4 protein-coding genes and 1 tRNA gene are annotated in these 5,388 nt (G+C 65.7%); 3 read left to right on the top strand and 2 right to left on the bottom strand.

Annotated elements, in window-relative coordinates; genetic code table 11:
• A partial coding sequence (locus Q0A15_RS08195) for a UvrD-helicase domain-containing protein (protein ID WP_291279038.1) occupies positions 1–1,876 on the bottom strand: 1,876 nt, incomplete at its 3' end.
• A 257-nt stretch (positions 1,877–2,133) separates the two neighbouring features.
• Between Q0A15_RS08195 and Q0A15_RS08190 the strand changes: the two genes are divergently transcribed.
• From Q0A15_RS08190 to Q0A15_RS08180, 3 genes are all read left to right on the top strand, one after another.
• Positions 2,134–3,345: a hypothetical protein gene (locus tag Q0A15_RS08190; RefSeq protein ID WP_291279037.1), complete on the top strand. Its 1,212-nt coding sequence runs from the start codon at positions 2,134–2,136 to the stop codon at positions 3,343–3,345.
• A complete protein-coding gene (locus tag Q0A15_RS08185; RefSeq protein WP_291279036.1) occupies positions 3,272–4,078 on the top strand; it encodes a hypothetical protein in 807 nt (268 codons plus the stop codon). Before Q0A15_RS08190 ends, Q0A15_RS08185 begins: the two co-directional genes overlap by 74 nt.
• A 36-nt stretch (positions 4,079–4,114) precedes the next feature.
• Positions 4,115–4,191 (top strand) — tRNA-Arg (locus Q0A15_RS08180).
• A 208-nt stretch (positions 4,192–4,399) separates the two neighbouring features.
• On the opposite strand, the gene Q0A15_RS08175 is transcribed toward Q0A15_RS08180, so the two are convergent.
• A partial coding sequence (locus tag Q0A15_RS08175) for an ROK family protein (RefSeq protein ID WP_291279035.1) occupies positions 4,400–5,388 on the bottom strand: 989 nt, incomplete at its 5' end.

The following is a 5,388-nucleotide window of genomic DNA, read 5'->3' as shown; positions in this document are numbered from 1 at the left end:
GGTGCGGGTAGATCCGGTGTTCGATGCCGGTCTGGAAGACCTGCGGGATCTCGAGGGGCTTGGCGGTGTGCTGGGTGTTGTGCGTCAGCTGGCCCTCGCGTGCGGCCTGGTCCAGCCCCTCTTGGTCCTCCGGTGCATCCGGGATCTGGTCGGCGTCCGCGACCAAGGAGACCTGTTCAAGGAACTCGGCGAGGCCGTCCTCCGGGTGTTCCTTGGCGAAGTCCCGCACCACGGCCACGAGTTCCGCCAGGTTCTCCACGCGGGATTCGTCCTGGGGGTCGGATGAGAGTCGCAGCTGCTGCAGGTAGCCGCTCTGCTCCAGCACCGCTTCCAGAGCGGCGACCGGCCCGGGCCCCTCGGCCACGGTGGCGAGGTCGTCCATGAGTTTGACGAAGGCGTTGACGGAATTCAGCGACCTGGTGGCGATGCCGGGAGCCTGTTCCGCATTGCGCAGGGCCTGCATGAAGGTGGTGCGGTCTCGGGCGGCGAGCGCTGCGACGGCGCCTTCGGCACGGTCCCCGATCCCGCGCTTGGGCTCGTTGAGGATGCGACGCACCGAGATGTCATCGTCCGGGTTCACCAGCGCGCGCAAGTAGGCGATGGCGTCCTTGATCTCCTTGCGGTCGTAGAACCTGGTGCCGCCCACCACCTTGTAGCGCAGGTCGACGCGCAGCAGTTGTTCCTCGAGCGAGCGGGACTGGGCGTTGGTGCGGTAGAAGATCGCGACGTCGCCCGGACGAATCCCTTCGTCATCCTGCAGGCGCAGGATCTCGTCAGCGATCCACTTGGCCTCGTCCTGCTCCGACTCGCCCACATAGCCCACGATGATCTCGCCCTGGCCTTCGGCGGTCCATAGTCGTTTGGCCGGCCGGCCGGAGTTGTTGGCGATGACGGCGTTGGCGGCGGAGAGGATGGTCTGAGTGGAGCGGTAGTTCTGCTCCAGCTTGATGGTCTCGGCGTCGGGGTAGTCCTTCTCGAACTCCACGATGTTGCGGATGTCCGCGCCGCGGAAGGCATAGATGGACTGGTCGGAGTCGCCTACCACGGTCAGCTCGCCTGGTGGGGTCTTCCCTTCCGGCCCGGTGAGCTCGCGGATCAGTGCGTACTGGGCGTGGTTGGTGTCCTGGTACTCGTCCACCAGGATGTGCCGAAAGCGTCTGCGGTAGTCATCGGCCAAGGCGGGGAAGGCACGGAAGAGGTAGACCACCTGGGCGATCAGGTCGTCGAAGTCGAAGGCGTTGGCTTGCCGCAGCCGCTGGGTGTACCCGGTGAAGACCTGGGCAACGGCCTGCTGGAACGGGTCGTTTGCCGAGGCGGTGGAGGCGTAGTCCTCCGCGTCCACGAGCTCGTTCTTCAGCGAGGAGATCTTGTTCAGCAGCGCCTTGGGGGCAAAGCGCTTGGGGTCCAGTTCCAGTCCCTTGGCCACCAAGGTGACCAGCCGCAAGGAGTCGGCCGAGTCGTAGATGGAGAAGCTGGACTTCATCCCCACGGCGGAGGCCTCACGCCGCAGAATGCGCACGGCCGAGGAGTGGAAGGTGGAGATCCACATCCTGTCGGCACGGTCCCCGATCAGGTCGTGGACGCGTTCACGCATTTCCGCAGCAGCCTTGTTGGTGAAGGTGATGGCCAGGATCTCTCCTGGGCGGGCGCGGCCGGTGGCCAACAGGTAGCCGATCCGATGGGTCAGAACCCGAGTCTTGCCGGATCCGGCGCCCGCGACGATCAGCAGCGGGGAGCCTCCGTGTTCCACGGCTGCGCGCTGTTGCGGGTTGAGGCCTTTGACGAGGCTTTCGGGGCTGGGCAGCCCGGAGGCCTGCGGCTTGGAGGTGAAGGCCGCAGTGGCATCCGAGGAATCATCAAAAAGGGCAAAATCCATGACTCACTCATTCTAGGCCGGGGCCCTGACGGACTCCTCGTCTTGCACGTCCCGGCTGTGGACAGTTTGCAGACGTGCCTCCACCGGGCTGAACGCGACCACAACACAGCCTGGGCATCGCCACCAATTTCCATCACGACTTCATCGCATTCCGATCACATTTAGTTAAGCCTCTTGACTTACAAAGTAATGGTGCCAACGTGGTTGCGCACCAACGGCAGTGACCACATCGACTGAAGCTCAGGAGTGAACCGGTCATGCACACCACCCATCTCGAAACCAATATCGCCAGCACGCGTGAAGGCGCACATAGTCGCCGTCAGCGTCGCACCGCGCACACCGCGACAGCGGCAACCGCCGTCCTGGCACTGGCTGCCCTCGGCGGCGCCGTTCCTGCCCATGCCGCGGACGCTCGCGACTACGACCCACGTACCCCACTCTCCTTCGAATGGGGCGATGGAACGCAGATCACCGGCGAATGGCTCAACGCCACCGACGAGGCAACGACCCTGCGGGCCTCTGCGCTGAAGAACAGGCACCACGGCACCGTGGCCACCGACTCCCTCGCCGCGTCCCTCCCGGATGGCACCCCAGTGGTGAGCAGGAACGGCCTCCCCTACACGGTCGACGCGCAGGGCAAGACCCATCCCTACTTCCCGGGCAAACCCGCCACCCAGCCCGGCGCGCTGCTGCAGTCCGACGGTGATGCCGTGTGGCGGGTCAACGAGGCCACCGGCAACGTGACGGTCTTCCGCGGCCCCGACCGCGCCGTGACCACGGCACGCCTCGCGACCACCACCCGCCACACGGCGGTCACCGATACCCACCTGTACTTCGATCGATTCAACAACTCCATAGACGACTGGCAGGTCGTGGCACAGAACCTGAATACCGGGAACCGGCAGGTCGTCGCCAGCCACGTCCTCAGCCCGTTCGTGGTCGATGGGAAGCTGGGCGTGGTGAAGATCGCCCGCAGTGGCGCCAAGGACGCCTGGGGTGTGCGCCCCATCCAAGGGTTGAAGATCGTTGACGGCGCATGGCTCGTCCGCCCGCACGGCGCCTGGCCCTCCGACGACGTCCCGAACGACTCGAGCTTGAACGAACAGCCCATCCCCTCGGTCAAGGGATCGATCGTGAACATCCCGATCCTCGAGGACAATTCCACCAGGGGGCAGACGGTCATCGACCTGAAACGTCACAAGGCCTGGAGGGTCTCCTTCGGGGGAAACAGCTCCTGGAATCACCAATCCGGTGATTCCGTGGCCGCCTGGCAGATCACGAACACGACCGATCCGGGCGGCCCGGACGGGCTGTCCCATTCGCTGCTCCTCGACACCAGGACCAACACCTTGAACAAGGTCGTGGTGGACCGAGGCCTCGTGTCCTGGAACCTCAATGACCGCGGGCTCTCCTACAGCTACCGGAACTCCGACACCCGAGACACCTACACCACCGGCCGACTGCGCTGACCCGTTTGCCCACCGTCACGGCCGTGCTCGTCGGCGGGCGATAATAGGGTGTAGGTCCTCCAAGCGCTCCAAGATCAAGGCCAGCCAATCCGCGCAGGGTTCACCCACCGCCGCCCAACAGCGGACGGAACGGGTCCAGGCAGCGTCCGCCACTCCCGAATGGGAGCAGCGTCAGGCCGAGGCGCAGTCCGGGTCCAGCCCCAACCTGCTGCTCGGCGCGCTGGTGGTGGCCGCGGCGTTCCTTGCGTTCTACTACCACGGCCTCGCGCTGCGGCAGATGCAGGATCTCGTGGACGGACTTGCGATGCCGGATCACCGGTTCTTCGGTTACGGCACAGCCACCGTTGAGAAGCTTCGCAGCGCCATGGATTCCGATGCGCTGGGTCAGCTGAACTGGACGCACAAGACCGCGGGCATGCTCTTCCCGATCTTCGCGGCGCTGGCCACTGCCGTCACGGTGGGCATGAAGGGCCCCAGATCCGCGTGGCGTTGGGTGCTCTACGTGCTGGCCCTGGCCTTCGCGGCAGTGAACATCACGCAGAATTTCCTGGTGGATCGGATGCTCAAGGCGGAGGGCTCGGACCTCGTGGCCGTCACCTCCACCTTCACCGTTCTGACGTGGGTCCTGCTGGCCGCCTGCACCGTGACGGTGGTGGCGTTGCTGATCGCCGCGTTCGTCAAGGAGTTCCGTCGCCGTTGGTCGGACCCGACCTTGCAACAGCGCTCCTGCTGAAGCGGTTAGGATGGATACGGCGCCATCGCGCCTCAAGCCTCTGTAGCTCAGTTGGATAGAGCGTCCCTCTCCTAAAGGGAAGGCCATCGGTTCGATTCCGGTCAGGGGCACCACTCGAGTTGGCCCCAACTTCCGCAAGATCACGCGGGAGTTGGGGCCTTTTTCATGCGGTTCATGCTGTGGTGGGTTTGCACATCCTGCGGCGCCGAGCCTCATGATCACGCCGCCGGACGTACCGGACCCCGCGGGACGTACACATGCCCGACGGCTGGTGGGCACCCGCCGTCGGGCATGGAAGGCGCCTGCGGCGCCCAAGCTTGTTCAGAGCAACAGGAGCCCGGAGGTCTTGGGCGAGACGAGTTCGTCAAGCACCACGCACGCCGCGCCGACCGCGCAGACTCCGGGGCCCAGTTCCGAGGTGCGCACGGTCACGGGACGCGCCAGCGAGCCGTGGAAGGAACCCGCCACGATTTCAGCCACGGGAGCTTCCGCGAAGTCCTTCACGGCCTCCCATACCGGACCGCAGACCACCACCTGATCCACGTCCACGAGGCTCGCTACATTGCCTACCGCGCGGGCCACCAACCCAGCGAGTTCCAGGGCGATGGCGCGCGCTGCCGGGTCGCCTGCGCGTCCCAGTTCGAAGACCCGCTCAGCGGCGGCAAGCTTCTCGGGGACGGAGGCTTCACTCACGTCGGGCAGGTCCAGGCCCGCGGCCTTTCCGCGGGCCACGATGGTCTCGTAGTTCAGATTGACCGCCACGCAATCGTTGCGACCACACACCGCACACTCGCGGTCCCGGCACTCTCCGGTGCTCATGTGCCCCAGCTCGCCCGTGTTCCCGGTCTGCCCCTGCATGATCTGGCCGCCGAGCACCAGGCCAACGCCCACCCCGACACCCACGTACACGCAGATGAAGTCCCGAGCACCTACCCCGGTCCCGAGCCACTGTTCCGCTGAGGCGGTGGCCACCGTGTCCTTGGACAGGATCACCTCGAGGCCGAGCTTCTGCGCCAGCGGATCCACCAGATCCACGTCGCCCCAACCGTCCATCAGCGGCGGATGCAGCGCGCTGCCGCGGTCCAGATCGATGGGTCCGGGAACCGCCACCCCGAGCCCCAGAACGGAGGACTTCTCGTAACCACTGGCCTCCAGAAGTGCCTCGGCCTGGTCCGCGACCAGGTCCACAGTGGCTTCTGGGCCCAGGTCCTCGTCCGGACGGAACATCTTCTTGGCCAGCACGCTGCCTCTCAGGTCCACCAAGGTGAAGGCAACCTGCCCGGGATCGACGTGAACACCCAGCGTCACGT

Origin of the sequence: Galactobacter sp., assembly GCF_022712295.1 — a bacterium.
Classification (GTDB): domain Bacteria; phylum Actinomycetota; class Actinomycetes; order Actinomycetales; family Micrococcaceae; genus Galactobacter.
This window is presented reverse-complemented; position numbering and strand designations above follow the sequence as displayed.